This window comes from Ornithinimicrobium pratense (assembly GCF_008843165.1).
Classification (GTDB): Bacteria; Actinomycetota; Actinomycetes; order Actinomycetales; family Dermatophilaceae; genus Ornithinicoccus; species Ornithinicoccus pratensis.
The window spans coordinates 782,065-808,623 of record NZ_CP044427.1 but is presented as its reverse complement, the minus strand read 5'-3'; the positions used below and the strand labels follow the sequence as shown (position 1 = coordinate 808,623).

Annotated in this window: 20 protein-coding genes; 13 read left to right on the top strand and 7 right to left on the bottom strand. The window is 71.8% G+C overall.

Translation table 11 applies throughout. The annotated features are described in order from the left end of the window. Positions 1 to 79: 79 nt before the first annotated feature. On the top strand, positions 80 to 2,659 hold the full coding sequence (gene pepN / locus FY030_RS03685) for an aminopeptidase N (protein ID WP_158060330.1): 2,580 nt from the start codon (positions 80 to 82) through the stop codon (positions 2,657 to 2,659). Positions 2,660 to 2,720: 61 nt separating this feature from the next. Here pepN and malQ read toward each other — a convergent pair whose 3' ends face one another. Then, the gene (gene malQ / locus FY030_RS03680) at positions 2,721 to 4,865 is read right to left on the bottom strand and encodes a 4-alpha-glucanotransferase (protein WP_158060329.1); all 2,145 of its coding nucleotides are present in this window, start codon (positions 4,863 to 4,865) and stop codon (positions 2,721 to 2,723) included. A gap of 129 nt (positions 4,866 to 4,994) precedes the next feature. On the opposite strand from malQ, the gene FY030_RS03675 reads away from it, so the two are divergent. The 4 genes from FY030_RS03675 to FY030_RS03660 are packed head-to-tail and all read left to right on the top strand — an operon-like array spanning position 4,995 to position 10,135. Beyond that, complete coding sequence (locus FY030_RS03675) at positions 4,995 to 5,891, top strand: mechanosensitive ion channel family protein (RefSeq protein ID WP_192498706.1); 897 nt, start codon at positions 4,995 to 4,997, stop codon at positions 5,889 to 5,891. Positions 5,892 to 5,924: 33 nt separating this feature from the next. After that, the gene (locus FY030_RS03670) at positions 5,925 to 7,958 is read left to right on the top strand and encodes an RNA polymerase sigma factor (protein WP_158060328.1); all 2,034 of its coding nucleotides are present in this window, start codon (positions 5,925 to 5,927) and stop codon (positions 7,956 to 7,958) included. Then, positions 7,955 to 8,359 carry a globin gene (locus FY030_RS03665; RefSeq protein ID WP_158060327.1) on the top strand — a complete coding sequence of 135 codons (405 nt, stop codon included), beginning with the start codon at positions 7,955 to 7,957 and terminating at the stop codon, positions 8,357 to 8,359. Before FY030_RS03670 ends, FY030_RS03665 begins: the two co-directional genes overlap by 4 nt. 51 nt (positions 8,360 to 8,410) lie before the next feature. Further along, positions 8,411 to 10,135 carry a glycoside hydrolase family 13 protein gene (locus tag FY030_RS03660; RefSeq protein WP_238348535.1) on the top strand — a complete coding sequence of 575 codons (1,725 nt, stop codon included), beginning with the start codon at positions 8,411 to 8,413 and terminating at the stop codon, positions 10,133 to 10,135. Positions 10,136 to 10,180: 45 nt separating this feature from the next. Here FY030_RS03660 and FY030_RS03655 read toward each other — a convergent pair whose 3' ends face one another. Then, positions 10,181 to 11,485, bottom strand: coding sequence for an MFS transporter (locus FY030_RS03655; protein ID WP_272950535.1), 1,305 nt, complete (start codon positions 11,483 to 11,485; stop codon positions 10,181 to 10,183). A gap of 89 nt (positions 11,486 to 11,574) precedes the next feature. Between FY030_RS03655 and FY030_RS03650 the strand changes: the two genes are divergently transcribed. After that, positions 11,575 to 12,195 (top strand): ArsR/SmtB family transcription factor, encoded by a 621-nt coding sequence (locus tag FY030_RS03650; RefSeq protein WP_337692477.1) that lies wholly within the window; start codon positions 11,575 to 11,577, stop codon positions 12,193 to 12,195. Between the two features lie 143 nt (positions 12,196 to 12,338). After that, on the top strand, positions 12,339 to 12,542 hold the full coding sequence (locus FY030_RS03645) for a cold-shock protein (protein ID WP_158060324.1): 204 nt from the start codon (positions 12,339 to 12,341) through the stop codon (positions 12,540 to 12,542). 120 nt (positions 12,543 to 12,662) lie between these two features. Here FY030_RS03645 and FY030_RS16740 read toward each other — a convergent pair whose 3' ends face one another. Genes FY030_RS16740 through FY030_RS03630 form a run of 3 tightly spaced genes read right to left on the bottom strand, consistent with a single transcriptional unit; the run spans position 12,663 to position 14,905 of the window. Then, positions 12,663 to 13,706: a DUF3253 domain-containing protein gene (locus FY030_RS16740; RefSeq protein WP_158060323.1), complete on the bottom strand. Its 1,044-nt coding sequence runs from the start codon at positions 13,704 to 13,706 to the stop codon at positions 12,663 to 12,665. Positions 13,707 to 13,742: 36 nt separating this feature from the next. After that, a complete protein-coding gene (locus FY030_RS03635) occupies positions 13,743 to 14,417 on the bottom strand; it encodes a DUF8185 domain-containing protein (RefSeq protein WP_158060322.1) in 675 nt (224 codons plus the stop codon). Next, positions 14,414 to 14,905 carry an acyl-CoA thioesterase gene (locus tag FY030_RS03630; RefSeq protein ID WP_158060321.1) on the bottom strand — a complete coding sequence of 164 codons (492 nt, stop codon included), beginning with the start codon at positions 14,903 to 14,905 and terminating at the stop codon, positions 14,414 to 14,416. Before FY030_RS03630 ends, FY030_RS03635 begins: the two co-directional genes overlap by 4 nt. Positions 14,906 to 15,028: 123 nt before the next feature. Here FY030_RS03630 and FY030_RS03625 point away from each other — a divergent pair, with 123 nt between their 5' ends. The 6 genes from FY030_RS03625 to FY030_RS03600 all read left to right on the top strand — a co-directional run bounded on the left by FY030_RS03625 (position 15,029) and on the right by FY030_RS03600 (position 23,676). Beyond that, positions 15,029 to 15,835: a (Fe-S)-binding protein gene (locus tag FY030_RS03625; RefSeq protein ID WP_158060320.1), complete on the top strand. Its 807-nt coding sequence runs from the start codon at positions 15,029 to 15,031 to the stop codon at positions 15,833 to 15,835. Positions 15,836 to 15,954: 119 nt separating this feature from the next. Next, positions 15,955 to 17,370: a LutB/LldF family L-lactate oxidation iron-sulfur protein gene (locus FY030_RS03620; RefSeq protein ID WP_238348627.1), complete on the top strand. Its 1,416-nt coding sequence runs from the start codon at positions 15,955 to 15,957 to the stop codon at positions 17,368 to 17,370. Further along, on the top strand, positions 17,367 to 18,017 hold the full coding sequence (locus FY030_RS03615; protein ID WP_158060318.1) for a LutC/YkgG family protein: 651 nt from the start codon (positions 17,367 to 17,369) through the stop codon (positions 18,015 to 18,017). The genes FY030_RS03620 and FY030_RS03615 overlap by 4 nt, the downstream gene beginning before the upstream one ends. A 224-nt stretch (positions 18,018 to 18,241) precedes the next feature. Continuing rightward, positions 18,242 to 19,195, top strand: coding sequence for an acyl-CoA thioesterase (locus tag FY030_RS03610; protein WP_158060317.1), 954 nt, complete (start codon positions 18,242 to 18,244; stop codon positions 19,193 to 19,195). A 179-nt stretch (positions 19,196 to 19,374) separates the two neighbouring features. Beyond that, positions 19,375 to 23,322, top strand: a complete 3,948-nt coding sequence (locus FY030_RS03605) for a cell wall-binding repeat-containing protein (protein WP_158060316.1) — start codon at positions 19,375 to 19,377, stop codon at positions 23,320 to 23,322. 156 nt (positions 23,323 to 23,478) lie between these two features. Next, a complete protein-coding gene (locus FY030_RS03600) occupies positions 23,479 to 23,676 on the top strand; it encodes a hypothetical protein (protein WP_158060315.1) in 198 nt (65 codons plus the stop codon). Positions 23,677 to 23,719: 43 nt separating this feature from the next. Here FY030_RS03600 and FY030_RS03595 read toward each other — a convergent pair whose 3' ends face one another. Both FY030_RS03595 and ettA read right to left on the bottom strand, forming a co-directional pair. Beyond that, positions 23,720 to 24,670 carry a pseudouridine synthase gene (locus FY030_RS03595; protein ID WP_238348534.1) on the bottom strand — a complete coding sequence of 317 codons (951 nt, stop codon included), beginning with the start codon at positions 24,668 to 24,670 and terminating at the stop codon, positions 23,720 to 23,722. Positions 24,671 to 24,722: 52 nt separating this feature from the next. Beyond that, positions 24,723 to 26,405, bottom strand: a complete 1,683-nt coding sequence (gene ettA, locus FY030_RS03590) for an energy-dependent translational throttle protein EttA (protein WP_158060314.1) — start codon at positions 26,403 to 26,405, stop codon at positions 24,723 to 24,725. Positions 26,406 to 26,559: the final 154 nt, after the last annotated feature.

The following is a 26,559-nucleotide window of genomic DNA, read 5'->3' as shown; positions in this document are numbered from 1 at the left end:
CACCGTGCGGGGTAGGCGATCCGGGCGGCACGGGCATACCCTGAACCTCGTTTGCCCACCAGATGCGACGGAGAGCCCGATGCCCGGCACCAACCTGACCCGCGATGAGGCGGCTGACCGCAGCCGGCTCGTCGCCACCCAGTCCTACGACGTGGCGCTGGACCTGACCTGCGGGCCGGAGACCTTCGCCACCACCAGCACGGTGCACTTCACCTGCGTCGAGCCGGGCGCGTCGAGCTGGGTCGACTTCGTCGGGCGCTCGGTGGAGCGCGTCGTGCTCAACGGCACCGAGCTTGACCCGACCCAGGTCTACGCCGACGGGCGGATCACCCTGTCGGGGCTCGCGGCCGACAACGAGCTCGTGGTCGAGGCGACCGGTCTCTACATGAACACCGGCGAGGGCCTGCACCGGTTCGTGGACCCGGCGGACGGGGAGGTCTACCTCTACACCCAGTTCGAGGTGCCGGACAGCCGCCGGGTGTTCGCGGTCTTCGAGCAGCCCGACCTCAAGGCCACCTTCGCCTTCACGGTGACCGCCCCGGCGCACTGGAAGGTGATCTCCAACGAGCCGACGCCGCAGCCGGTGGCGGCGCCGGACGCCCGCAACGCCGACGGGGTGCCGGCCGATCAGGTCGCCACCTGGGTCTTCCCGGCGACACCGCGCATCTCCTCCTACATCACCGCCCTCGTCGCCGGCCCCTACGACGTCGTCCGCGACAGCGTGCGCACCCGGGCGGGTGAGGTGCCACTGGGGGTTTTCTGCCGCCGCAGTCTGCGCGAGCACCTGGACGCGCAGAACATCCTCGACGTCACCAAGCAGGGCTTCGCCTTCTTCGAGGATGAGTTCGACCAGCCCTACCCGTTCACCAAGTACGACCAGATCTTCACGCCGGAGTACAACATGGGCGCGATGGAGAACGCCGGGTGCGTGACCATCGTGGAGAGCTACGTCTTTCGCTCCAAGGTGACCGAGGCGATCGTCGAGCGCCGGGCGCTGACGATCCTGCACGAGCTGGCGCACATGTGGTTCGGCAACCTGGTGACGATGCGCTGGTGGGACGACCTGTGGCTCAACGAGTCGTTCGCCGAGTGGAGCTCGACCGCCTGCCAGGCGGAGGCGACGCAGTGGACCGACGCCTGGACCACCTTCGGCACCGCCGAGAAGGCTTGGGCCTACAAGCAGGACCAGCTCTCCTCCACCCACCCGGTAGCGGCAGACATGGTCGACCTGGCCGCGGTCGAGGTGAACTTCGACGGCATCACCTACGCCAAGGGAGCCTCCGTGCTCAAGCAGCTGGTGGCGTATGTGGGGCGCGAACCGTTCCGGGACGGGCTGCGGTCCTACTTCCGCACGCACGCGTGGGGCAACACCACGCTGGACGACCTCCTGGTCGAGCTGGAGCGGACCAGTGGCCGGGAGCTGCGCGACTGGTCGAGGGCCTGGCTGGAGACCGCGGGGGTCAACACCCTCACGCCGCAGGTCACGGTGGGCGCGGACGGGAGGATCACCGCCCTGGAGATCGTGCAGACCGCGCCCGAGGATCACCCGACGCTGCGGCCGCACCGGCTGGCGGCCGGGGCCTATTCGCTGCAGGACGGGGTGCTGCGCCGGGTGCGGCGGGTCGAGCTGGACGTGGCCGGTGAGCGGACTGCGGTATCCGAGCTGGTCGGCGAGCCGATGCCGGACCTGCTGCTGGTCAACGACGACGACCTGGCCTACGCCAAGATCCGGCTGGACGAGCAGTCGTTGGCCACCGCCCTGCAGCACATCCGGGCCTTCGAGTCCTCGCTGCCTCGAGCCCTGGTTCTCGGCGCCGCCTGGGACATGGCGCGGGACGGCGAGATGCCGGCCAGCTCCTACGTCCGGCTGGTGCTCGACGCGCTGCCGGGCGAGCAGGACTCGACACTGCTGCGGGTGCTGGTCCAGCAGGTGACGGCGGCCGCGCTGACCTACACCGCCCCAGCGCACCGGGACGCGGTGGTGGCCGAGCTCACCGCCGGGCTGCGCGCGACGGCGCAGACCGCGGACCCGGGCTCGGATGCCCAGCTGCAGCTGGTGACGGCCTGGGCATCGTTCGTCCAGTCCCCGGAGGACGTGGCCGAGGTGCGCGGGCTGCTGGACGGCTCGCGGTCCTGGCCCGGCCTTGATGTCGACCAGGACATGCGCTGGACCCTGCTCACCGCGCTCGTCACTGCCGGCGCCGCCGACGAGGCGGAGGTCTCGGCGGAGCGCGAGCAGGACAACACCGCCACCGGCCACGAGAAGGCGGCCCGGGCCAGGGCTGCGGTCCCGACCCCAGAGGCCAAGGAGAGGATCTGGGTCGAGGCGGTCGAGGCCGACGGGCTGTCCAACTCGCTGCTGGCCGCGATGGCCCTGGGCTTCGGCCGCGTGCACGACACGTCCCTGCTGGAGCCCTACGTGGCCCGCTACCACGACGTGGTGGCCCAGGTGTGGGCCGAGCGCACGCACCACATCGCGGAGTCGCTGGCGGTGGGCTTCTACCCGCTCGCCCTGGCCTCCCCCGAACTACTCGAGGCCAGTCAGTCCTGGCTCGAGGCCCACCCGGACGCCTCCAACTCCCTGCGTCGCACCGTGGCCGAGAACCGCGACACCGTCGCCCGTGCCCTCAAGGCCCAAGCGGCCGACGCCACCGCCTGACAGGACACGCCACAGGGCCGGCCTTCCCCGCGTGTCCTGTCGTGCCTTCCCGCGTGTCCTGTCAGCGGGCTCTGTCAGCGGGGCTGCGGTCGACGGTGCGGGCCAGGCTGCGGGCCGAGGGCCAGGTGGACAGCTCCTCGAGCAGGACCGGGTTGCCGTCGGGGCCGGCGAGGGGGATGCGCCAGTTGGGGTACTCCTCGTCGGTGCCGGGCTGGTTGATCACCCGCGTGTCACCAGCGAGGTCGCTGACGCTGACGCCGACCAGCTTGGCCGGGGTCTGGGCCAAGAAGGCGTGCAGCGCCTCCACCTGCTCGGCCACCGGCGCGCCCGCACGCAACAAACCCCTCTGGCGCAGATCCGCCAGGACCTCGTCGCGGGAGCGTTCCTCCTCGGCGGTCTCCTCCTCCAGCGAGCGCTCCAGCAGGCCGAGACGGTGCCGCAGGTCGACGTGGACCCCCTGCAGGTAGCCCGCGGTCGGCGGCAGGTCATGGGTGGTCACCGTGGCCAGGCACAGCTCGCGGTAGCTCTCCGGCGGCAGCAACGCCCCGCCGCCGTCCCAGTCACGCTCGAACCACAGGATCGAGGTGCCCAGGACGCCGCGCTCCGCGAGGTAGTCGCGCACCCAGGGCTCCACCGTGCCCAGGTCCTCGCCGATGACGACGGCACCGGCCCGGTGCGCCTCCAGCAGCAGGATGCCGATCATCGCCTCGTGGTCGTAGCGCACGTAGGTGCCCTGGTAGGGCTTCATCCCCTCCGGGATCCACCACAACCGGAACAGGCCGATGACGTGGTCGACCCGCAGCCCGCCGCTGTCGCGCAGTGCCGCGCGCACCATGTCCCGGTATGGCGCGTAGCCCAGCTCGGCCAGCTTGTCCGGCCGCCACGGCGGCTGGCTCCAGTCCTGCCCCAGCTGGTTGTACTGGTCAGCCGGGGCTCCCACGGTGACCCCCCGGGCCAGGGCGTCCCCCAGCCCCCAGGCGTCCGCACCCTCCGGGTGGACACCGACGGCCAGGTCGGAGATCACCCCCAGCGACATCCCGCTGTCGAGGAGGTCGCGCTGAGCCCGGGCGAGCTGGTCGTCGAGGTTCCACTGCAGCCAGCAGTGGAACTCCACCTCCTCGGCGTGCTGCTCCCGGTAGGCCTCCACGGCCGGGCTGGTCGGGTCCTGCAGCTCCTCGGGCCAGCTGCGCCAGGAGGTGCCGTGCTCTTGGGCGACCGCGCACCAGCTGGCGAAGTCGACCAGCCCGCGCCCCTCCCGCTCGACGTAGGCCTGGAAGGCCCGCGAGCGCCGCAGCGAGCGCCGCTGCGGGAAGATCAGCCGCAGCGCCGACTCCTTCACCCGCCAGACCGCGTCACGCTCAAGCATGTCTAAGTCCAGGTAACGCTTGGCGTCGTCGGAGTGCCACTCGACCAGCTGCCGCTCGGCGGCGGACAGGTAGGCGACCTCGGGCACGTCCTCGACCCGCAGGTAGATCGGGTTGACGAAGCGGCGGCTCGTCGGCAGGTAGGGCGAGGGCTCCATCTCCCCGACCGGCTCGGCCGCGTGCAACGGGTTGACCAGCACGAAGTCAGCCCCGAGCCCGGCGGCCCACGCCCCAGCGTCGCCCAGGTCGGCCAGGTCCCCAGTGCCCCAGGACTCCGAGGACCGCATCGCGTACAGCTGGGTCATCAGCCCCCAGCTCTGGGCCTCGGGCGAGCGCAGCACCTCGGGCAGCTCGACGCGGGCGGGGGTGACCACCAGCGGCATCCGCCACGTGTCGCCGCCGGTGCGGACCTGGACGGCGTGCCAGCCCAGCGGCAACCCCAGCTCAAGCTGCAGGTCGGTCCGCTCCACGGTCGTGTCCCCCAGCTCGCGGGTCTCGCCGCGCTCCCCCGGCACGACGTCTAGGACCTGCCTGGTCCCGTCCTCCAGCACCAGCTCGGCCTCGAAGCCGGCCCCCTGCTGCACCCTCACCGGCACGACCACCTGGTCCTGCTCGGTCGCGACCATCACCGGGGGTAGCACCCGCGACCACGGCTCGCGCTCCACGTCGGCCAGCGCCCGCTCCACCGCCTCCTCGCTGTCGGCGTCCACGCCCAGCGCACCGAGAACGGCCAGCACGGTCTCGGCCGTCGCCGGGGTATGGCGGCCCTGCCAGTCCGAGAACTCCGTGGCCACGCCGTGGGCGGCGGCCAGCTGGGACAGTCGGGGGGTCAACTCGGTCACGGGTGACCAACCTCTCAGGAGCGCGGGGAACGACGGGGTCCAGTCTCTCAGGTTTCTCCCATGGCACCCGTCGCGTGGCGACCCCGGCGCCCTGCCCAACCGCGTCCCGCGTCCCGGACAATGGGGGGTATGCCGTTGCCCACCCTGAACCTGCCGTTCGAGACCTGGGAGTCCACCCGGGCCTGGTTGCTCGGACCCCCGCTGCGGATCGTGCTCATCCTCGTGGGCGCCCTGCTTCTGCGCTGGCTGGTCAACCGCGCGATCAGGACCGTGGTCACCAACGCCGTGGCCCGCGCCGACCAGCACGAACGCACCGCCGGAGACCGCGCGACCGAGGCTAGCAGCGAGCGCCGCCGGCAGCGGGCCCTGACCATGGGCTCGTTGCTGCGCAGCATCGCCACCTTCGTCATCGCCAGCGTGGCGATCCTCACCGTGATGGCCGAGCTCGGCCTGCCGCTGGGACCGCTGCTCACCTCGGCCGGGATCGGTGGCATCGCCCTGGGCTTCGGGGCTCAGTCGCTGGTCAAGGACTTCCTGTCCGGGATCATGATGATCATCGAGGACCAGTACGGCGTCGGGGACGTCATCGACACCGGTGAGGCCATCGGCACCGTCGAGGAGGTCACCCTGCGGGTCACCCGGTTGCGGGACGCCACGGGCGTCGTGTGGTTCATCCGCAACGGGGAGATCGTGCGGATCGGCAATCGCAGCCAGGGCTGGGCCCAGGCCACCATCGACATCCAGGTCGCCTACGACGAGTCCCCGGAGCGGGTGATCGGCCTGCTCGAGGAGGTCGTCACCGGGGTCCACCAGGACCCGATGCTGGCCGAGAAGCTGTTGGAGCGCCCCACCGTCGCCGGTGTCGAGTCCGTCACCGGGGGCACGATGACGATCCGGATCTTCGCCAAGTGCCGCCCCGGCGAGCAGTTCGCCGTCCCACGTGTCGTCCGCGAGCGGGCCAAGGCCGCGTTCGACGCCGCCGGTGTCCGCGGCCCCGCCTTCCCCTTCGGAGATCCCCAGATCTAGCGCACACCGCCAGGGGCGCGGGAGGATGGCCCCATGACCGGCGGCGTCGGCCCCGACCCCGGTGACGGACTCGTCCCCGGCGACCTCGACGCGCTGCACCGCACCGCCGTCCTGCTGACCATGGACGCCGACCTGGCCCTGGACCTGGTCGCTCCCCTGCTGCTCCGTCGGCGACCCCTGCACGGCACAGCCGCCGACCCGCCCGACTCCCTGGACCGGCTGCGCGCCGAGCTCGTGCGCGCCTACCTGCACATGGCGCCCCGCCAACCGGACGGACCTGGCCGGGAGAGCGTCGCCGAGGCGGCCCGCCACGAGCCGGGCGCGGACGCCTACGACGTCCTGCGCGCGCTGCGCCCCCGGGCACGGGCGGTCACCGTCCTGCGGGTCGCCCACGGCTGGGAGCTCGCGGCGACGGCGACGACGGTCGGCCTCACCCCTCGCCGGGCCGAGGCCCTCCTGCCCGACGTGCCGGGCCTGGACCGGGCACTCGAGGCGGTCGGCGAGCAACACCACCTGAGCACGGCCGAGGTGCTGGCCGCTGTCGGTCATCTCGCCGCCCCCGCTGCCAACGCGCAGCACCCGCCCCGCCGGTGGAGCGCACAGCTGCTGGTCGGGACCGGGGCCGTCGTCGCGCTGGCAGCCTGGTCGGTGCTCACCCACCCCGATGCTGGGGCCGACACCCCGCCCGACGCCGTCGAGGACACCCACGCCGATCCGGGCCCGGACCTGACCCCCTACGGCTGGCGCCTGGACGAGGACCAGAAGCCGCCGGTGGTGGCGATGGGGCTGCAGCGCCAGACCGTGGTCGACCTTTCTTACACCGACCCGTCGCAGGAAGTCACCTGGGACGCCGGGCACCTGCTGCCGGGCGGGCCGGCAGCCTACGCCGTCCTCTGGTGCGACCTGCCTCCGGACGACCCGCACATCGAGCAACCCTCCGCCCGGCTGGCCACCGGTGCCATGAGCGTCGACCTGCCCTGCGCCGGCCGCGACGGCGGGCCCCCGGTGCACCAGGTGACGGCGGTGCCGGTCAGCGGCCCCGCCCAGGTGGAGCTCGTGGGTGACCTCCCCCGCACCGGCGGGGCCACGCTGGCCTTCTACCGCGAGGGAGCGCTGAGCGCGACGCTGCCCCTCCCCGAGGGCTCCACCGCAACCACCACCCCGCCGGTCCCGACCGGCGCGGCGGTCGTCGAGGAGGTGCTGGTGCCCCGGGACTGGGCGGGGCGCACCCGCCTCGTCGGGTCGCTGCGGGTCTCAGCGGCGAGCGAGCTGCAGGTGTGGGCAGGCCGGACCGGCAGCGTCAGCGTCTTCGTCGACGGGCTGCCGGTGACCGACGACGGGGATCTGGCCAACCCCGACGACCCCGGCTGGCAGGGCCAGCAGGTGGACCTGCGCGACGGCCGGTGGGTCGTCTACCTGCCGGGGACGTCGCGGACCTTCCCGCTGCCCGAGCAGCTGCGGCCGCCGGACGGCCGGGCCAGAGTCGTCACCGTCGAGGTGTTCACGCAGGGCATGGGGCAGGACCTCCAGGTGCTGGCCACGCGGGCACAGCCCGCGCGACCCCGGCCGACCGGGGGGAGCGCCGTCCCGCTCGACCTCCCCGGGCCAGACGAGTTCCTGCCGCAGGCCGGGGGCCACCGCCTGGTCGGGGCATGGACCGTGCCCCAGGACGGCCTGGCCCACGACCTGCGGCAGGTAGGCAGGCCCGACCTGGAGCCCGGGACCGAGCTGGTCGCCTTCACCGGCGCCGCCCCGGTGGCCGGGGGGCCGGACCGGGACGAGGGCTGGGGTCTGGCCCAGCACCGCGAGGACGGGGGCGACGTCGTGCGGCCCTTACTCTTGGCCCCCGGCGACCCCGACGCCGACGGCTGGTCCGCCCGGCGTCTAGACCCCTGGCGGGTGCAGCAGGACCTGACGGTGCCCGTGGTCGGGCCGGGTCAAGGGGACCCGACGGTCCCGGTGGCCGGGCCGGGTCACGCGCCCCGGGTCTGGCTCCCCGCCGTCCCTGGCCACCCGCCCGCCACGGTCCTGGCCCTGGCGCCGGTCTGGGACAATGGTGCTCAATGACCACCACCCAGCAGACCTTCTACGACCGCGTGGGCGGCCACGAGACGTTCGTCGAGCTGGTCGCCGCCTTCTACCGGGGCGTGGCGCAGGACCCGCCGCTGCGCGACCTCTACCCCGAGGAGGACCTCGGCCCCGCCGAGGAGCGGCTGCTGCTCTTCCTGGAGCAGTACTGGGGCGGGCCGACCACCTACCAGGAGACCCGCGGCCACCCCCGGCTGCGGATGCGGCACGCGCCCTACCCGGTGACGCCGACCCAGCGAGACCGGTGGCTGCGGCATATGAACGCCGCCATCGACACGATCCACGACCGGTTGGGGCCGTTGGACGAGCAGGTCATGCGCGACTACATGGCCCACGCCGCCCAGGCGATGGTCAACACCCTGGACGACCCCGAGGCCTGACCCACCCGACGGTTCGTCACCCGGCCGCTGGACCGCATACCCTCGACGGTCGTGACCCCTCACCCCCCCGAGTCCCACGACGCCGCCTGGTGGCGCCACGCCGTCATCTACCAGGTCTACCCGCGCAGCTTCGCCGACAGCAACGGCGACGGGATCGGGGACCTGCCGGGCATCACCGAGCGGCTGCCCTATCTGGCCGACCTGGGCGTGGACGCCATCTGGGTCAGCCCGTTCTACGTCTCCCCGATGAAGGACGCGGGGTATGACGTGGCGGACTACCGCCAGGTGGACCCGATCTTCGGCACCCTGGCCGACGCCGACACGCTCGTGGAGCGGGCACACGCGTTGGGGATCCGGGTCATCGTCGACCTGGTGCCCAACCACACCAGCGACCAGCACGCCTGGTTCCAGCAGGCCCTGGCCGCAGGCCCTGGCTCGCCGGAGCGTGAGCGCTACCTCTTCCGCGCGGGCCGGGGCGTCGACGGGAGCGAGCCGCCGAACAACTGGCGCTCGGTCTTCGGCGGCAACGCCTGGACCCGCGTCACCGAGCCGGACGGCTCGCCGGGGCAGTGGTACCTGCACCTCTTCGACGACACCCAGCCCGACCTCAACTGGCGCCACCCCGAGGTCGTTGCCGAGTTCCACGACATCCTGCGCTTCTGGCTGGACCGCGGCGTGGACGGTTTCCGGGTCGACGTCGCCCACTCCTTGGTCAAGGACGAGGAGATGCCGGATTGGCACGAGCGCGCGGTGATGGCCGGCAGCGAGGGGGACGCCGAGCACAACCTGGGGCCGATGTGGGACCAGGACGGAGTGCACGAGATCTACCGGGGCTGGCGGCGGGTGCTGGCGGAGTACAACCCGGCCGCCGACCCGCAGCAGGACCGCATCCTGGTCGCCGAGGCCTGGCTGCCCACGCAGGAGCGGACGATGCGCTACGTCCGGGCCGACGAGATGCACCAGGCCTTCAACTTCCACTTCCTGGAGAGCCCCTGGCGCACCACGGACCTGCGCCGCGTCGTCGACGCCTCCCTTGCGGCCGCCGACGCTGTGGGCGCCCCGACGACCTGGGTGCTGTCGAACCACGACGTGGTCCGGCACGCCTCGCGGCTGGGTCTGCCGATCGGCTCCCGCCGGCCGACCGGCATCGGCCCGGAGGACCCGCAGCCCAACGCCCCGCTCGGCCTGCGCCGGGCGCGGGCCGCGACGACGATGATGCTGGCCCTGCCCGGCTCGGCCTATCTCTACAACGGCGAGGAGCTCGGCCTGCCGGAACACACCGGGCTGCCAGACGCGGCGCGTCAGGACCCGTCCTTCCACCGCACGCGCGGCACGGCCGACGCCGAGACCGGCCGGGACGGCGCCCGCGTCCCGCTGCCGTGGGACGCGACCCAGCCGAGCTTCGGCTTCAGCGGGGGCCAGGAGTCCGAGCCGTGGCTGCCCCAGCCCTTGCTCTACGGGTTGCACGCGGTGGACCGCCAGGAGGGGGTCGACGGGTCGACCCTGGAGCTCTACCGGGAGCTATTGGCGCTGCGCCGGCGACACGACCTGGGTGTCGGGGGTCTGGAGTGGCTGACCGAGCTCGAGGGCGTCCCCCTGGGCCCGGAGGTGCTGGCCTTCCGCAACACCCGCCCGGACGGGACCGACGTCACCGTAGTGGCCAACCTCGGGATCGACCCGGTGCCGCTGCCGCAGATGGACGTCCTGGCCTGCTCGGGCCTGCTGCGCGAGGATGCTGGCGCGATCCACCAGGACACCACGGTCTGGCTGGCCTGACGGCTCACCGGGCCGGCTCGAGTGCGCGGGTCACCTCGAAGGACGTCAGTGCAGATCTGGCGGCGCCGCAGGTCGCTGCCCCGTCAGCTCGTCCAACTCGCGCGGCAGCTGGCGCATCGAGATCAGCGGGCTGGCCAGGACCGGGAGCGCCGCGACCACGCTGAGCGCGGCGAAGATCCACAGGGTGGGGACCACCCCGAGCTCGCGGCCCAGCAGGCCGCCCAGAAAGGCGCCGACCGGCATCGGGCCCCACACCAGGAACCGGATGGAGGCGTTCATCCGGCCCAGCAGTGGCCTGGGGCACAGCCGCTGCCGAAAGCTGACCTGGGCGATGTTGTAGACCACCACTGACCAGGAGAGCACGAACTGGCCGACCAGCAGGGTGGGCACGGCAGGCAGCGTCGCGGCCGCGGGGACCGACAGGACGGCTACCCCGCCCAGCAGCGCCGCCACCGGGATCGCCCGCCCCTCCCCGACCAGGCGGGAGAACCGGTTGGCGGACACTGCTCCGAGAAGACCACCGACGGCAGCGGCCGACATCACCAGGCCGAGCGTGGTCTCGGCCAGGCCGAGGACGCGCACGGCGTACAAGACGAAGAGGGCCATCACCGCGGCTGAGGCCAGGTTGGTCAGGCCGGTGCAGGCCACGATCCGCCGCAGCAGCGGATGACCCAGGACGAAGGCCATACCCTCCTTGACCTCCAGCCGCATCGGTCGCCGCGCCGCAGGATCGGGCGTCTCTTCTTGGTGGCGGATCCGGCTGACGAACAGCGAGGACAGCGCCATGCAGGCCGCGGTGACGGCGACGGTCAGCGGCGAGCCGACCAGCCGGACCAGGGCCCCCGCGGCGGCAGGCCCGGCGACCATCGCGGTCTGCTGGCTCGCCTGCAGCTTGCCGTTGCCGTCCCCGATCTGCTCCGGCTCGACGAGCTGGGGCAGGTAGGACTGGTGGGCGACGTCGAAGAAGACGGTGATGCAGCCCACTGCGAAGACCACGAGGAAGAGCTGGGTCATGGTGAGCGCGCCGAGCAGCCAGGCGGCCGGGATGGTGAGCAGGAGCGCCGCCCGCAGCAGGTCGCCGGCCACGATGACCCGCTTCTTGCGCCACCGGTCCACCCATGCCCCGGCCGGCAGGCTGATGAGCAGGAAGGCCAGCGACTCCAGCATCGCCAGCAGGCCCATCTCAAACTCGTCGGCGTGCAGCAGCTGCACCGCCAGCAGCGGCACCGCCAGTCCGATGAACTGCATGCCGAACACCGAGACGGTGTCACCCATCCACAGCAAGCGGAAGTCGCGGTGCCGAAAGAGGCTGCGCCTCGGCGGCGCTGCGACATTCCTGGTGGACGACACGGTGACCCCTGCGTGATGTGATTGATATTTCTCGATCAGTCATCGTCGACCATCGATAGGGTTTTGTCAATCACTGTTACGGTGGCGCCATGTCCCCCGCCGACCCGACGACCGGCTCGTCGGCCATCCGGCGGTCCGACACGCCGACCACGCAGCCGATGCCGCCGGAGCGCCGGATGGCCGACGATGCCGAGGCCCGGGCGCTGGCCTCCGGGCTGCGGCTGCGCATCCTGCGGCTGTGCCTGGACGAGCCGCTGACCAACCGGCAGATTGCCGAGGCAGTGGGGAAGAACCCGGCCACCGTCCTGCACCACGTGCGCACCCTGGCCGACACCGGTTTCCTACAGGCCCAGGAGGTCCGGCGCGGCCGCCGGGGAGCGCGGGAGATCCCCTACCTGGCGACCGGCAAGTCGTGGTGGGTGCAGACCCCGGCGTTGGCCGGGCGGCTGCTTGAGGCCTTCTTGGCTGAGATCGACCAGACTCCCCCGGAGCAGCACGACCTGACCCGCCTCGGGCTGCGTCTGCCCCCCGACCAGATGCACGAGTTCCGCGCCCGCCTGAGGTCCCTGCTGGAGGAGTTCGCGCAGCGTCCACGTGACCCGCAGGCCGATCCGTGGTCGCTCTTCGTGGCGCTGCACCCGGACCCCAGCACCCCAGCGCAGACCGCCACCCGCGATAGCAGTGCGACGCAGGGGCCCAACCAGTGCTAGCGTAGACATCACCTGTCCGGTGAGCGTCCGCGAAGTTCGCGTGCTCCCGACCGATCGGGGGCACCACGTGGAGGCGCACCAGGACAGTCCGGAGGTACCGCACACGTGGGCCCCGTCAGACGATCAAGAATGAGGCAGCACCAGTGGCAACAGGCACCGTGAAGTGGTTCAACTCCGAGAAGGGCTTCGGTTTCATCGAGCAGGATGGCGGAGGCGCTGACGTCTTCGTGCACTACTCGGCGATCGACTCCTCGGGTTACCGGGAGCTCACCGACGGTCAGAAGGTCGAGTTCGACGTGACCCAGGGCCCCAAGGGTCCCCAGGCTGAGAAGGTTCGCCCTCTCTGAGCTGATCCCCCCAAGGACACGACGAGGCCCCGCGCAACTGGCGCGGGGCCTCGTGGCATGTGTGGACATGTGCGGGCCTGCACGGGGCTACGTAAATGGGGCCACGTAGGGCGTGCCTCCTCACCCGGGGGGCGGTGGCACCAGCCGGACCCGCACGGGCCCGACCGCTCTGCGTCCGTCCACCACGACCCCCTGCTGCGTGACCTCGACCAGCCCCTCGTCTGCCAGCGTGCACGCCACAGCCCGCGCCAGGTGGGTCAGTTCCTGACGCCGTGACGGGTCGACCGCTCCCGCGGCCTCGGAGGGGCACAACGTCTTCTCCGCTCCCCGGCCCTTCGCCAGCCTCAGGACCTCCTCCCGCAGCCGCCCCTGCAGCTCGGGCGAGCCGCCGAAGGTGCCCAGCGCGGTGTCAAGCCGGTGCAGGAAGGTAGCCAGGCCATGCTGCTGCCGCCCGCGCCACCGCCGGCCGCAGCGGCGCGAGGAGGTGACGACGGGGGCGAGGTGCGTGCTCGTCCACGGCAGGCCGGCGCCGTGCCGGATCGCGTGCACGAGCTGGGCGTCCTCCCCCACATCGGTCGCGGGGAAGCCACCGGCCTGGTGGTAGGCCGACAGTCGCGTGCCCAGACTCGCCGCGTGCAGGCCGCGGTGCCCCTCGACCGAGTGGTGCGCGCGCCAGAACCCGACCGCCGCTGAGCCGTCGTCCACCGGCTCCACGGCGCCGAGCACCAGGTCCAGTCCACTGTCGGCGAGCTCGCGCTGGACGGCCAACCACGTCGACGGCACGCGCGAGTCCGCGTCGGTGCACGCGACCCAGACGGTGGCCGGGTCGAGGCTGCCCAGGACGGGATGGACCAGGGCGCTAAGCACACCTTCTGCACGGGCCTCGCCGAGTGTCTCCGCGTCGCTGTCGGCGACGACCCAGCCGGTCGAGGCCCGGGCCTCGGCACCCTCGACGAACCCGTCGACCAGGTCGCCCGTGCCGTCCGTGCACCGGTGCCGCACGACGCAGACCACGACCGGCAGACCCTCCGCGCTGACGACGGCAGCTGCTTCGTCGAGCCCGCTCAGGCAGTCGCCGACCACGTCCTGCTCGTCGCGCGCGGGGACGACGACCAGGACCCCCTCCAGGGCCGGTCGGTCGGCGGTCTCGTCGCGGGGGCGCACCAGCGCATCCTCACACGCGGGGTCGGCCTGCCGTCCCTACGCCGTGCCCGTGGCCCCGCGGGACAGCACGTATCCGCTCGGGAGGCTGACCCTCGTCCAGGCGCCCTGTCGGTGGACCGTCGCCGACCGCTCGTCCCCGGCCCGGGCGAAACCGAGCACTCTGGCCGCCAGCCCTGCGCCCGCCGGGGCACCGGTCGGCGCTCCGGCAGCGTCGAGGACCTCGTGAGACCAGACCCGGGCGCGCAGCATGCCCACGGCCGCGGCCCCCGATCCCTCGGGCGCACCCTGGGCCACCTCGGTGATCCCCTCCTCGGCAGCGGCGAGCAGGTCGGCGGTGCGCACCGTGCTGATCGGCTGCCACCCCCCACGCGGTGGCAGCACCCCGGCCCAACGGGGCGAGATCTCGGCCGGGGGCACCTGCAGGGTGGTGCCCGCCTCCCCGTTCGCGGACCGCCGGGCAAACCGGTCCCCCAACGCTGCCAAAGCCACGGTGACGTCCAGGTCGTGCGCCCCGGCCAGCGCCATCGTGCGCAGCCCCAGGACCGTGCCGGACCCCGTCAGCCCCTGTCCAGGCACCACGCAGACCCAGGCCGCGAGCACGCCGCCCACGGCCTGGAGCCGGACCGCGCCATCCGCCTCCAACGAGCGAGCGCGGGCGACGTAGGTCCCCAGGTCAGCAAGCGTCTCCCCGTCGGGGAAGGTCAGTTTCATGCCTTCAGCCCCTTGGCCCGCAGCACCTTGGCCTCGTGGCGCAGCAGGGGCGCCTCAGCGAAGACCTCGCCCAGCGCCGCACGCTCGGCCTCACCGAGCCGTCTTGGTCGTTGCTCGACCAGGTCGTAGGCAACCAGGCTGACCCGCCCGCGCGCGTAGACGGTCTCGTCCCCGTCCGGGCCGGCGACGGCATACCCCAGGTCGAAGCTGGCCGCCCCGACCGCGGTGCACCACACGGCCACCCGGGCCGGTGCGTAGGCGTAGCCCATGGGCAGCAGGTAGTCGATGGCTTGGGAGACGACCAGCATCCCCTCGTCGATGAGGTCCCGGTCGGCACCGAACCAGCGCTTGAAGGCATGGACGCGGGCCTCTTCGAAGAACCGGAGGTACTGCACGTTGTTGACGTGGGCGTAGGCGTCCATGTCCGACCAGCGAACGGTGATCGGGAAGACGTCGGCGACCTCGGGGACGTCCGGCAGAGGGCTCATGTGCCACATCGTGGCAGGTGCGCCACTCGTCGCGACCCGCCGACCCGGGTTTCACGGTGGACGGGTGGGGTCCGTGCGCCTAGTGTCGACCACACAGGCCACCATGAGCCCGCAGGAGGCCCCATGTCGAGCAGCCAATCCACACCGCTCACCGGAACGGAGCGCACCTCCGTCCTGCCCGGAACCGGCCTGACCGTGGCGCTCTTCGCCACCTGCTTCAACGACACCCTCTGGCCCGAGGCGCCGCGAGCGACGGTCACGCTGCTGGAGCGGCTGGGCTGCCGGGTGGTCTTCCCCCGCGAGCAGACCTGCTGCGGGCAGATGTTCACCAACACGGGGTATGCCGACGACGCCACCCCGCTGGTGCGCAAGTTCGTTGACACCTTCGAGCGCTTCGACCACGTCGTCGCGCCCTCCGGGTCCTGTGTCGGCTCGGTGCGGGAGCAGCACGCGATGCTGGCCCGCCGGTCCGGGGACGACGGCCTGCTCCAGGCGGTGGAGCAGACCGCGCCGCGGGTCCGTGAGCTCTCCGAGCTCCTCGTCGACGTGCTGGGTGTCACCGACGTCGGCGCCTACTTCCCGCACCGGACGACCTACCATCCCACCTGTCACAGTCTGCGGATGCTGCACGTGGGCGACCGCCCGCTGCAGCTGCTGCGGGCGGTGCGCGGCATCGACCTGGTCGAGCTGCCGTCGGCGACCGAGTGCTGCGGCTTCGGCGGCACCTTCGCGGTGAAGAACGCCGACACCTCGATCGCGATGGGCGCCGACAAGGCCCGGCACGTGCGCGGGACCGGCGCCGAGGTGCTGGTTGCCGGCGACAACTCCTGCCTGGCCCACATCGGCGGCGTGCTCGGCCGGCAGCGCAGCGGCGTACGCACCCTGCACCTGGCCCAGGTGCTGGCCTCGACCGAGGAGGACCCCGCATGAGCGCCGATCCCACCTCCCTGCCGCCGGGCGACGTGGGCGCCGGCCCCACGGCATACCCGGACGGCGGTCGCGCGGACGATGGCGCGCCCCTGCAGGTGACCTCACCCATCTTCCTGGGTATGCCGTCCTTCCAGCGGGCCGCGAGGGACGCCCTGGCTAACACCCAGCAGCGGCGCAACCTGGCACACGCGACCGCCACGATCCGCGCCAAGCGGGAGCGGGTGGTCGGCGAGGTCGACCGGTGGGAGGACCTGCGGGTCGCCGGTGCGGAGGCCAAGGACGAGGCGCTGCACCACCTGCCGGACTACCTGGAGCAACTCGAGGCCAACCTCACCGCCCGGGGCGCCACCGTGCACTGGGCCCGGGATGCCGACGAGGCCAACGCGATCGTGCTGGGCCTGATCCGGGACAAGGGCGCCGACGAGGTAGTCAAGGTCAAGTCGATGCTCACCCAGGAGATCGAGCTCAACGAGCGCCTGGAGGAGGCCGGGATCCATGCCTGGGAGACCGACCTGGCCGAGCTCATCGTCCAGCTCGGCCACGACCGGCCCAGCCACATCCTCGTCCCGGCGATCCACCGCAACCGGGCCGAGATCCGGGAGATCTTCCTGCGCGAGATGGGCTCGGTGGGCCGCCCGGCACCCAAGGACCTCACCGACGAGCCGGCCAAGCTGGCAGAGGCGGCACGGCTGCACCTGCGGGAGAAGTTCCTGCGCGCCAAGGTGGCGATCTCCGGCGCCAACTTCGCGGTCGCCGACACCGGCACCCTGGTCGTGGTCGAGTCCGAGGGGAACGGCCGCATGTGCCTGACCCTGCCCGAGACGCTCATCTCTCTCGTCGGAGTGGAGAAGGTGCTGCCCACCTTCGCCGACCTGGGCCCGATGCTGCAGCTGCTGCCGCGCTCGAGCACCGGGGAACGGATGAACCCTTACACCTCGATGTGGACCGGGGTGACGCCCGGTGACGGACCGCAGGAGGTGCACGTGGTGCTCGTCGACAACGGCCGCAGCCGGGTGCTGGCCGACGAGGTCGGGCGGCAGGCGCTGCGCTGCATCCGGTGCTCGGCCTGTCTCAACGTCTGCCCGGTCTACGAGCGTGCCGGCGGGCACGCCTACGGCTCGGTCTATCCCGGGCCCATCGGGGCGGTGCTCAACCCGCTGCTGCGCGGGACCGGGTCGGAGGTCGACAAGTCCCTGCCCTACGCCAGCTCCCTGTGCGGGGCCTGCTTCGAGGCCTGCCCGGTGCGCATCGACATCCCCCAGCTGCTGGTGCACATGCGCACTCAGGTGGTCGACGAGGCCTCGGGGCGCTCACCCGAGGCCCTGGGGATGAAGGCTGCGGCCTGGACCTTCGCCGACCACCGGCGGCTGGAGACCGCGCAGCGGGCCTCAAGCCTCAGTGGCCGGCTGTTAGGTAACCGCACCGTACGCTCGGTGCCCGGGCTGGGCGCCTGGACCCAGGCCAGGGACGTCCCTACCCCGCCGAAGGAGACCTTTCGGCAGTGGTGGCGGCGGACCCACGAGGACGAATCGTGAGCGCGCGTGAGGAGATCCTGGCCCGCCTACGGGCCGCCACCCGCGACGTCACGACGCAGCAGGGCGCACGTGGCGAGCTCGCCGTCACCGCGGCGTCCGCGGAGTCGCCCGCACGGACCCTGGAGCTGTTCGTGCACAACGTCGCCGACTACCGGGCCAGGGTCGAGCGGTGCTCGCCTGGGGACGTAGCCACCTCGATCGCCGCAGCGCTGGTGCGGGGCGGCGCCCACCGGGTGGTCGTCCCCGACGGCCTCGACGCGTCCTGGATAGCGCCCCTGCGGGACAGCGGGATCCGGCTGGTCCCCGACCGCGCCGACGACGGGCGGCCGCTCTCGTCAGCCGAGCTGGACGAGGTCGACGCCGTGGTGACCGCGGCGCGGGTCGGCATCGCCACCACGGGCACGATCGTGCTGGACCACGACACGGACCAAGGCCGACGGGTGCTGTCCCTGGTCCCTGACCAGCACGTGTGCGTCATCCGCGCCGACCGTGTCGTGCACGACGTCCCGGACGCGGTGAGCCTGCTGGATCCGCTGCGGCCGCTCACCTGGATCAGCGGCCCCAGCGCCACCAGCGACATCGAACTGGACCGGGTCGAGGGCGTGCACGGCCCCCGCATCCTGGACGTGATTGTCATCGAGCCCTGACCCTGATCCTCGTCAGGATCCGGCCGGCCGAGCGGCGACTGGGCGTCAGGGTCCGGGCGTGGCGCAGCCTCTGCCGCCTCGAGCCGACAGCCGTCACCGAACCTCCTCACTGCGACGGGGCTGCACCGGGCGAGGGGCAGTAGCAGAGGTGCGCGCCATCACGCGGCGCACCGGTCAGAGCAACCACGTTGGTGGGGGTGCGTCCAGCAACTAGGCTCAGCCGGGTGAACGACGCGCCCCTGCCCGACCCGATCGATGACCTGCTGGACGTGCTCGATCTGGAGCGCGAGGGGTCCACCTCCATCCACGTGGCCTCACCCCAGGGCATCGGCGAGGACCTGGCCGACTCCGACGGCGACGTCTTCGTGGGCCGCAGCCAGCCGATGCCGCACGGACGGGTGTTCGGCGGGCAGGTGCTGGCGCAGTGCATCGTGGCCGCCGGACGCACGGTTACCCCCGTGGCGGACGGCTCGGGCACCGAGCCGCAGGAGCGGCACATTCACTCCATGCACGGCTACTTCCTGCGCCCCGGCGACGCCAACCGTCCGCTGCGCTTCCTGGTCGAGCGGATGCGCGACGGCCGCAGCTTCAGCGCCCGCCGCGTGCACGCCATCCAGGACGGCCGGATCCTGATGTCGATCATCATGTCCTTCCAGGAGGAGGCGGACGGGCTGGACCACCAGCTGAGCATGCCCCAGGTCCCCGGGCCGGAAGGGCTGCGCTCGGACAAGGAGATCCTGGAGCGCGTCTCGCACCCGGTGGCCAAGGCCACCGCCCGCACCCGTCCCGTGGAGCTCCGGCACGTGGAGCCGTTGCTGCTGGCGCCGGGTGAGCCCGGGGCAAGCGAGCAGTCGGTGTGGTTGCGCATCGCGCGCGAGCTGCCCGACGACGCCCTGCTGCACGCGGCGATCCTGGCCTACGCCTCGGACTACGTGCTGCTCGAGCCGGTCCTGCGCCGCCACGGCATCGGCTGGGGCGACCCCCGCCTGCGCCCTGCCAGCCTGGACCACTCGATGTGGTTCCACCGTCCGGTGCGCGTCGACGACTGGGTGCTGTACACCCAGTCCTCCCCCTCCGCGCAGGCCGGACGCGGGCTGGGGCTCGGGCACATGTATGCCGCCGACGGCACCCTCGTTGCCACCGTGGGCCAGGAGGGCATGGTCCGGCTCAAGGGCTGAGGCGGTGGCTGGAGCCGGTGCCGACAGGCAGGTAACGATCAGGTCACGGTGATCGCTACGGATAGACACCTGCCACGGGCGGGCAGATACTGCCAGAGCCAGCGACAGTCGAGTCAGGACAGTCTCAGCCCTGGCCCGAGGACAATGGCGTCCCTCCCTCCCCAGCAAAGGACAGAACCGTGCCGAAGACACCTGTGAGCCGGAGGACGCGCCTCGTCGCGTTGGCCGGCGCAGGCGCCGTCCTCGCCCCGATGGCTCTCGGATTGCCCGCATCATGGGCAACCCCGGAGCTCTCGGTAGCCGAGGACGGCTCCTACCTCGTCATGCTCAAGGACGACTCCCTCGCCAGCTACTCCGGCGGGATCCAGGGCATTCCCGCCACGAAGGCCACCAGCGGCGGCAAGCTCGACACCACCAGCACCGCCGCGCAGCGCTACAACACCTACCTTGAGGCTGAGCAGGAGGCGGTCCTCGCGGACGTCGGCCTGAGCACCGAGGACAAGAGCTACTCCTACACCACGGTCTTCAACGGCTTCGCGGCCGAGCTGACCGCCCAGCAGGTCACCGCCCTGCGCAAGCACCCGGACGTGGCCTACGTCTGGGAGGACGAGGTCCGTCACGCCGACACCGTCTCCACCCCTGACTACCTGGGGATGCGCGGACCGGGCGGCGTCTGGGAGAACGAGTTCGGAGGTCCCGAGAACGCTGGCGCCGGAGTCGTCGTCGGGGTGATCGACTCGGGCATCTGGCCGGAGAACCCCAGTTTCGCTCCGCTGCCCGGCGCGGAGATCCCCGCAGACTGGAACGGCGTGTGCCAGCAGGGTGCGGACCCCGATCCCGAGGGCAACATCAGCTGCAACAACAAGCTGATCGGCGCCCGCTTCTACCCCGCGGGCAACAACACCTCGCTCGACTTCCTCTCCCCCAGGGACACCAACGGCCATGGTAGCCACACCGCCGGCACCGCCGCCGGTAACGACGGCGTGGACATGGTCGTGCACGGCACCGACATGGGCACCGGTGCCGGTATGGCACCCGCCGCCCAGATCTCGGCCTACAAGGCGCTGTGGCAGAACTCGGATGGTGGAGCCAGCGGCGTGACCGCCGGCCTGCTCGGTGCCATCAATGACGCCGTTGCGGACGGCGTCGATGTGATCAACTACTCGGTCTCCGGGTCCTCGCAGTACGTCGTGGACAGCGTCGAGCTGGCCTTCCTCAACGCCGCCAACGCCGGCGTCTTCGTCGCCGCCTCGGCCGGCAATGCCGGGGCGACCGGCGGCCCTGGCTCAGTCGCCCACAACTCCCCGTGGGTGATGACCGTCGCAGCCTCCACCCACGACCGGGACACCAGCAAGCACGTCAACCTCGGCGGCGAGGACATCGTCGACCGCATCGAGGGCAAGGACCGCTACGCCACCGCCGCGCAGATCGCGCTGCAGGGTTATGACGACGTCGACACCGTCTACATCGCGACCGGCAACCAGTTCGCCGACGCGCTGGTCGGTGCCGCTCCGGCCGCCCAGGGTATGACGCTGGACACGATGAGCCCGATGACCACCCCCGACGGCGACCCCGCCCCGGTGCTGCTCACCAAGGTCGATGACCTGCCGGGCGCGACCGTGGCTGCGCTGGAGGCGCTGGAGCCCTCGAACATCGTCATCCTCGGTGGCCCCGTCGCGGTCTCTGATGCGGTCGAAGAGGAGCTCGAGGCCTACGGCGATGTCGTGCGCGTCAGCGGCAAGGACCGCTTCCAGACGGCGGCCATGATCGCCGAGGAGTACGGCCAGGTCGACCACGTCTACGTCGCCACCGGCGTGGGCAACAACTTCCCCGACGCCCTCTCCGGCTCCGCCCTGGCGGGCGCCGAGGGCGCCCCGGTGCTGCTCGTGCGCGGGGACAACGTCCCCAGCGCGGTGACCGATGCGCTCTCCGCGCTGGGTGACCCCGAGGTCACCGTCCTGGGTGGCCCCAACGCCGTCAGCCAGGCCGTCGCCGAGCAGCTCGGCGCCACACAGCGCCTGGCCGGCAAGGACCGCTACGGCACCTCCGTGGCCGTCGCGGAGCAGTTCGGCTACTCCGCGGATGACCCGGCCCCGGTGACCTACGTCGCGACCGGCGCGGACTACCCGGACGCGCTGGCCGGCTCCGCCCTGGCCGGCTGGCAGCAGGTGCCGGTCATGCTGAGCAAGCCGACCACGCTGCCCGGCCGCGTCCTGGACGCCATGACAGCGATGGACCCGCAGTGGGTCCACATCCTTGGTGGCGAGGTGGCGCTCAGCCCGGCCGTGGAGGCTCAGCTGGAGGAGGCCTTCAACACCGAGGGTCTGCGTTTCCAGGGTGTTGGTGTCGGCGAGGCCGTCGGTCCCGCCCCGCTGGTCGACTCCGAGGATTTCCCGGCCGAGGGTCGCACCGCGGCCGAGGCCCGGCTGTGCTTGCCCGGATCGCTGGACGAGGACGCCATCGACGGGGAGATCGTCATCTGCACCCGTGGTGAGAACGCCCGGGTGGAGAAGGGCGAGACTGTCGCCGCCGCCGGCGGCATCGGGATGATCCTGGCCAACGCCACCGACTCCGAGTCGCTGAACGCCGACTTCCACCCGATCCCCACCATCCACGTCAACGCCACCGATGGCGCGGCGATCAAGGCCTACGAGGAGTCCGACCCCAACCCCACGGCGTTCATCTCCGCCACCGGTGAGGGCGACGTCGAGCTGGTCTACCCCGAGATGGCTGGCTTCAGCTCCTATGGCCCGGCGATCGCCGGCGGCGGTGACCTGCTCAAGCCGGACATCACCGCTCCAGGCGTCGACGTCATCGCTGCGGTCTCCCCGGCCGGTGACCCGGGCACCGAGTTCAACGCCCTCTCCGGCACCTCGATGTCGGCTCCGCACGTGGCCGGCCTGGCCGCGTTGATGATGGGCAAGTACCCGTCCTGGGGCCCGATGGCTGTCAAGTCGGCGATGATGACCACCGCCGACCCGACCAACAACCTCGGTGAGCCGATCAACTACGGCGGGGCCCCCGCCAGCCCGCTGCACTACGGCTCCGGCGAGGTGCGTCCGGCCGCGGCGTACGACACGCCGCTGGTCTACGAGTCCGACATCGTCGACTGGTACGCCTACGCGTGCGCTATCGGTCAGCTGCAGCTCGTCGGTGGCGGGCAGGCGGTCTGCGATGAGGTGAGCGGGATCATCGGCGGGATCCCCGACCCGAGCGACCTGAACTACCCGAGCATCGCGATCGGTCAGCTCGCCGGCTCCCAGACGGTCACCCGCACGGTCACCGCGACCGACGGCGGCGGCACCTACACCGCCACCGTGGAGGCGCCCGAGGGGATGTCCGTCGTCGTCACGCCGGCCACCATCACGGTGCCCGAGGGTGGGGAGGCCGAGTTCACGGTCACCATCACCAACAACGGCGCCGCGCTCGGCGAGTGGGCCTTCGGGTCCATCACCTGGACCGGTGAGGGGTCCGACGTCCGCAGCCCGCTCGCGGTCAACCCGGTCGCCGTCGCCGCACCCACCGACCTGGTGGTCACCGGCACCGAGGGCAGCACGACCTTCGAGGTGGTGCCTGGCTCGACCGGCACCATGACCTCGGTGGTCCACGGACTGACCCCGGCGAACACCCAAGAGGTGGAGGTCGAGTCTGACGGCCCGGGCGGCGGTGGCAGCATCGCCGACCTGGTCGTCCCGGTCACCATTGCCGAGGGCGCGGCGGCGTTCCGGGTCGAGGTCTGGGAGGACGAGTGGAGCCCCGCGGGGCTCGACCTCGACCTCTACCTGGCCGACTCGACCGGGCAGGTCGTCGCGCAGAGCGCGGCCGGCGGCTCGGACGAGGCGATCACCCTGGTCAACCCGACCCCGGGCGACTACCAGATCGCGATCGACTACTGGGACGGCGCCGCCGGCGCCGTCGCGACCGGTCCGCTACACACCTACGCGCCGGTGGGCGACCAGGACAACCTGGACGTCACCCCGTCGCCGGTGGCCGTGGTGTCCGGCGTGCCGGTCGAGCTGACCGCCGCCTGGTCCGGTCTGGAGGCCGGCATCCGCTACCTGGGTGTCATCGGTTATGACTTCGGCGACGGTGAGGCTGGCCACACCGTGGTCACGGTCACGCCGTAACCAACTGGCCTGAGGCCCCATCCCCTCAGGTCATCCGATCCGGGCCCGTCTCCTCTCCGGGGGAGGCGGGCCCGCGTCACGTTCCCGCCCAGGTCCCCAGTGGCCCGTAGTCTGGTCCTGTCAAGGTGACGGATCGTCGGTCAGAAGGGTGCAGCCATGTGGTGGCAGGACCTCCTATGGGGCCTCTGGAACGGGGTGACCGCCTGGATCGTGTTCATCGCGCACGTCTTCGGGGCCTGGGAGCGCTTCCCGGTCTACGACGTGGACCGGGTGGGCAACTGGTACAACCTGGGCTTCCTACTCGGCGCCGGCTCGCCGGTGCTAGGCCTGTTGCGGGGCCGCGGGAAGGGCTGAGCGGCGCGCCCCCTGCTGACCGCGTTGACCGCGTCCGTCGTCCTCAGCCCACGGGCCTGATCGGCAGTTCGCGACGGCTGACGACCTCTCGCTCCTGCCCGCTGACCGGGTCGGTGAAGCGCACTGCACACGCCAGCAGCTGCAGCGGGGTCGAGAAGTCGCCCGGCGCAACCGGGCGCACCTGAGGGTAGAGCGGATCCCCCAGGACGGGGATATCGAGGCCGGCCAGGTGGACGCGCAACTGGTGAGTCTGACCGGTCATCGGGGTCAACCGGTAGCGGCCCACCAGCTGGCCGCCGGCCCGCGCGGTGCCGGCCAGCTCGACCCGGGTCACGGCGTTCGGCTCCCCGTCCTCGACTGTGGCCTGCAGGTTCCCCCGGCGCTTGACCAGCCGGTTGCGGACCGTGACCGGCAGGGCCAGGTCGCCACGGAGCGGGGCCAGCGCCTCGTAGGTCTTGGCCAAGCCCCCGGCCTGCACCAGGCGCTGGTAGGGCGAACGGGCCTCCGGCCGCATGGTGAGCAGCAGGACGCCGCTGGTCAGCCGGTCCAGCCGGTGGACCGGGGCCAGGTCGGGCAGACCCAGCTCGCTCCGCAGCCGCACAAGCACGGTCTGGGCGACGTGGCTCCCCCGCGGCATGGTGGCCAGGAACGGCGGCTTGTCAACGATCAGAAGGCCGGTCTGGTCGTCGCGCAGCAGCACGGTCGGCTGCCCGGGCACCGGGGCCTCCTCGGGCAGGTCACGATAGAGGTATGCGGCCCCACCCGGCCGGTAGGGCGTGTCGGCCCCCACCGGGGTCCCGTCGGTGAGCCGGATCTCACCGGCCCGGACCCGACCCCATATCCCCTCCTCGTCCCCGCTGAGGTGCACCAGGAAGTCGACGACGGTCGCGAACGGTGCGCGGCCCGGGCAGTCCGGGGGGTGGCCCGGCGGGCACCCGACCTGCTGGGGCGGCATCCGGACGCGCGCCGCCCCCAGCCCGTCGCGCGGCGGCAACGGGGGATGGGGGCGGGGACGGCGTGGCACAGCTGGCCCGAGGCCGGGGACGTCAGTCGCGGGTGAGCTTGCGGTAGGTCACGCGGTGCGGGCGGGCGGCGTCGGGCCCCAGCCGCTCGACCTTGTTCTCCTCATAGGCGTCAAAGTTGCCCTCGAACCAGTACCACTTGGCCGGGTCCTCGGCGTCACCCTCGTAGGCCAGGATGTGGGTGGCCACCCGGTCCAGGAACCACCGGTCGTGGCTGATGACCACGGCGCAGCCGGGGAACTTCAGCAGTGCGTTCTCCAGCGAGCCCAGAGTCTCGACATCGAGGTCGTTGGTCGGCTCGTCCAGCAGCAGCAGGTTGCCCCCCTCCTTGAGCGTGAGCGCCAGGTTAAGCCGGTTGCGCTCGCCGCCGGAAAGGACGCCGGCCTTCTTCTGCTGGTCCGGGCCCTTGAAACCGAACTGGCTGACGTAGGCGCGGCTGGGGATCTCGACCTGGCCGACCTGGATGTAGTCGTTGCCTTCAGAGACGACCTCCCACAGCGACTTCTCCGGGTCGATGTTCTCCCGGGACTGGTCGACGTAGGAGATCTGGACCGTCCCGCCAACCTTGACCTCGCCGGAACCCGGCTCCTCCAGACCGACGATGGTCTTGAACAGCGTCGTCTTGCCCACGCCGTTGGGGCCGATGACGCCGACAATGCCGTTGCGCGGCAGGGTGAAGGACAGCCCGTTGATGAGCACCCGGTCACCGAAGCCCTTCTTCAGGTCCTGGACCTCGATGACCTGGCTGCCCAGACGCGGACCCGGCGGGATCTGGATCTCGTCAAAGTCCAGCTTGCGGGTCTTCTCAGCCTCGGTGGCCATCTCCTCGTAGCGGGCCAGGCGGGCCTTGCTCTTGGTCTGCTTGGCCTTGGGATTGGAGCGAACCCACTCCAGCTCGGACTCCAGGCGCTTGGCCAGCTTGGCGTCCTTCTTGCCCTGGACCGCGAGGCGCTCGCGCTTCTTCTCCAGGTAGGTGGAGTAGTTGCCCTCGTAGGGGTAGAGGTGGCCGCGGTCGACCTCGGCGATCCACTCGGCGACGTTGTCCAGGAAGTACCGGTCGTGCGTGACGGCCAGAACGGCGCCGGGATAGCTGGCGAGGTGCTGCTCGAGCCATTGCACCGACTCGGCGTCCAGGTGGTTGGTGGGCTCGTCGAGCAGCAGCAGGTCGGGCTTGGACAGCAGCAGCTTGCACAGCGCAACGCGGCGACGCTCACCACCGGAGAGCACGGTGACGTCAGCGTCCGGCGGCGGGCAGCGCAGGGCGTCCATCGCCTGCTCCAGCTGGGCGTCCAGGTCCCAGGCGTCGGCGTGGTCGATCTCCTCCTGCAACTGGCCCATCTCGGCCATCAGCGCGTCGAAGTCGGCGTCCGGCTCAGCCATCTGCTCGCCGATCTCATTGAACCGGTCGACCTTCTGCTTGATCTCGCCCAGGCCCTCCTCGACGTTGCCCAGCACCGTCTTCGCCTCGTTCAGCGGCGGCTCCTGCAGCAGGATGCCGACGCTATAACCGGGCGTCAGCCGCGCCTCGCCGTTGGAGGGCTGGTCCAGCCCGGCCATGATCTTCAGGATCGTCGACTTCCCGGCGCCGTTCGGGCCCACGACGCCGATCTTCGCGCCGGGGTAGAAAGACATCGTCACGTCGTCGAGGATCACCTTGTCGCCGACCGCCTTGCGGGCGCGCGTCATGGTGTAAATGAATTCGGCCATGGCTCCCAGGGTAGTCCGGGGACCGTGGAGGGCCGAATCGTGAGTTTCCGGCGGCGCCCTGCCCTCCGCGGACCCGCGCCGGCGGCTCGGCGGGCAGATGGCCGTGCCATCGGCGCGGGGCTGAAGCGAGCTGCCGGCCACGGCACTGCGGGCC